Below are 2,639 nucleotides of genomic sequence, written 5' to 3'. Positions count from 1 at the left end.
CGGGCTGCCGGCGGACAGCGAGCTGCTGCGGCGGGAGTTCTACGGCCCGGTGGCGTTCCTGCTGCCGTTCACGGGCGAGGACGAGGCCGTACGGATCGTCAACGACACCCCGTTCGGGCTGAGCGGCGCGGTGCACACCGGGGACCTGGAGCGGGGCGTGCGGCTGGCGGGGCGGATCGACTCGGGGATGGTGCACGTCAACGACGGCACGATCCACGACGAGCCGCTGGTGCCGTTCGGCGGCGAGAAGTGCTCGGGGCTGGGGCGGCTGAACGGGGAGGCGACGGTCGACGCCTTCACGACGCTGAAGTGGATCTCCGTGCAGCACGGCCGGACGCACTTCCCCTTCTGAGCGGCGCGGCGGCCTCTTGCGCGTACGGGTCACCCGTTCGGCGGCGCGTATGTCGCCCGGGCGGCCGAGGGCCCGGAGCATGGCGGTGACGGAGACCCCTCTCCGTACCCCTTCCGTGTTTCTTCCGTACCCCTCCACCCGCCATCCTCTTCCGGACCTCCGGACCCGGGACAGACGAACAGGAGCCCCCGCGATGACCGCTCCCACCACCGCGCGGAACGCCCGCGACCTCATGCACGAAGGCGCCGAGTGCATCGACTCGACCGAGTCCGTCGCCACCGCCGCCGCGAAGATGCGCTCCATGGACGTCGGCTGCCTGCCGGTGTGCGGCCAGGACGGCAAGCTGGCCGGCATGATCACCGACCGCGACATCGTGGTGGAGTGCGTCGCCCGCGGCCGCGACCTGACGACCTGCGCGACCGCGGAGCTGGCGGCCGGGCGGCCGGTGTACGTCGAGGCCGACACCTCGGTCGAGGACGTGCTGCGCACGATGGAGCAGCACCAGGTGCGCCGCGTCCCGGTCATCGAGGACCACCGGCTCGTCGGCATGATCAGCGAGGCGGACCTGACGAAGGCGCTGTCGGACGAGCAGATGGCGGCCTTCTGCCGCAGCGTGTACGCGGGCGGCCGCTGACCCGCACCACCGACCGGACCGGCACCGGGCCGGGCTCCCGCGCGGGGAGCCCGGCCCGTACCCCGCGCGCTCACCGCACCCGCCCGCCGCCCGCCCCTCTCCGCCCGCTCCCACACCGCGCCCCCGCTTCGCGGGCTAGTCAAGGTTGACTAGGCTGTGAGGGCACACATTCCCGCGGGAGAGAAGGTCCCTTGTCCGCGACTCGCCTCCTGGTCCTGGGCGCCGTCCGGCGGCACGGCCGGGCGCACGGCTACCAGGTCCGGGCCGACCTGGAGTACTGGGGCGCCCACGAGTGGTCGAACGTCAAGCCCGGTTCGATCTACCACGCGCTCAAGCAGATGGCCAAGCAGGACCTGCTGGTCGCCCACGAGGTGGCGCCCAGCACCGCCGGCGGCCCGCCGCGTACCGAGTACGAGATGACGGCCGCGGGCGACGCCGAGTACTTCCGGCTGCTGCGCGAGGCGCTGCGCCGCCGCGACGAGAAGATCGACTTCCTCACCGCGGGCGTCGGCTTCCTCGTCGACCTGCCGCGCGCCGAGGCCATCGGGCTGCTGAAGGAGCGGGTCGGGGCGATGGAGTCGTGGCGGGCCGCGGTCCTCCAGCACTACTCGCCGCAGGGGAGCGAGGACTACGGGCACATCGGCGAGATCATGCGGCTCTGGCTGCACACCGCCGAGGCCGGCGCCGCGTGGACCCGCGACCTGATCGCGCGGCTGGAGGGCGGCGCGTACGTGATGGCCGGCGAGGGCGACCCGTGGGCCGGGATGGCGACGAGCCCGGGTGGACCGGACGCCCCGAAGCCGCCCTAATCAAGTTTGACTAATGCCGGAGCCGGGGATACCTTCGCTCCGGTGGTCAAACTTGACTACCTGAGGGAGCGGAGGAGGCGTATGACGGCGATCCTCGCCGAAGGACTGCGCAAGACCTACGGGAAGAAGGGCGCGGCGAAGGCGGCGCTCGCGGGCCTGGACCTCGCGGTCCCCCCGGGCACGGTGCACGCCGTGCTCGGCCCCAACGGCGCGGGCAAGACCACGGCCGTACGGATCCTGGCCACCCTGCTGCGCCCCGACGCCGGCACCGCGCGCGTCGCCGGCCACGACGCCGTGCGGGAGCCGGACGAGGTCCGGTACCGCATCGGGCTGCTCGGCCAGCACGCCGCCGTCGACGAGGTGCTCAGCGGCCGGCAGAACCTGGAGCTGTTCGGCCGGCTCTACCACCTCGGCAGGGCCGGCGCCCGGCGGCGGGCCGCCGCGCTGCTGGCGCAGTTCGGCCTCGACGACACCGGCGGCAAGGCCGTCGGCCAGTACAGCGGCGGCATGCGGCGCCGGCTCGACCTGGCCGCGAGCCTGATCATGCGGCCCCAGGTGCTCTTCCTCGACGAGCCGACGACGGGCCTCGACCCCCGCGGCCGTACGGAGGTGTGGCAGGCGGTCCGCTCGCTCGTCGGCGACGGCACCACCGTGTTGCTCACCACGCAGTACCTGGAGGAGGCCGACCAGCTTGCCGACCGCGTCTCCGTCGTCGACCACGGCCGCGTCGTCGCCGAGGGCACGGCCGACGAACTCAAGGCCCGGCTCGGCGGCGACCGCATCGACGTCGTCGTACGGGACGCGGACCGGCTCGACGCCGCCGCTGCCGTCATCGGCATGGCCG

At 73.5% G+C, this 2,639-nt stretch carries 4 protein-coding genes; all 4 read left to right on the top strand.

The genetic code is table 11. From position 1 onward, the window contains the following. Nucleotides 1-352: aldehyde dehydrogenase family protein (locus tag H5J30_RS26420; protein ID WP_181789842.1), on the top strand; the 352-nt coding region annotated here is incomplete at its 5' end. A gap of 193 nt (nt 353-545) precedes the next feature. Further along, a complete protein-coding gene (locus H5J30_RS26415; protein WP_181789841.1) occupies nt 546-986 on the top strand; it encodes a CBS domain-containing protein in 441 nt (146 codons plus the stop codon). 191 nt (nt 987-1,177) lie between these two features. Continuing rightward, nucleotides 1,178-1,795: a PadR family transcriptional regulator gene (locus tag H5J30_RS26410; RefSeq protein WP_181789840.1), complete on the top strand. Its 618-nt coding sequence runs from the start codon at nt 1,178-1,180 to the stop codon at nt 1,793-1,795. 81 nt (nt 1,796-1,876) lie between these two features. Further along, the coding region (locus H5J30_RS26405; protein ID WP_181789839.1) for an ATP-binding cassette domain-containing protein at nt 1,877-2,639 on the top strand (763 nt) is incomplete at its 3' end.

Source organism: Streptomyces phytophilus (assembly GCF_013870535.1).
Lineage (GTDB): Bacteria > Actinomycetota > Actinomycetes > Streptomycetales > Streptomycetaceae > Streptomyces > Streptomyces phytophilus.
This window is presented reverse-complemented; position numbering and strand designations above follow the sequence as displayed.

What these genes read in the sequence shown, in the direction of transcription:
- H5J30_RS26415 (WP_181789841.1), top strand. Translation starts at nt 546, where the DNA reads ATGACCGCTCCCACCACCGCGCGGAACGCCCGCGACCTCATGCACGAA.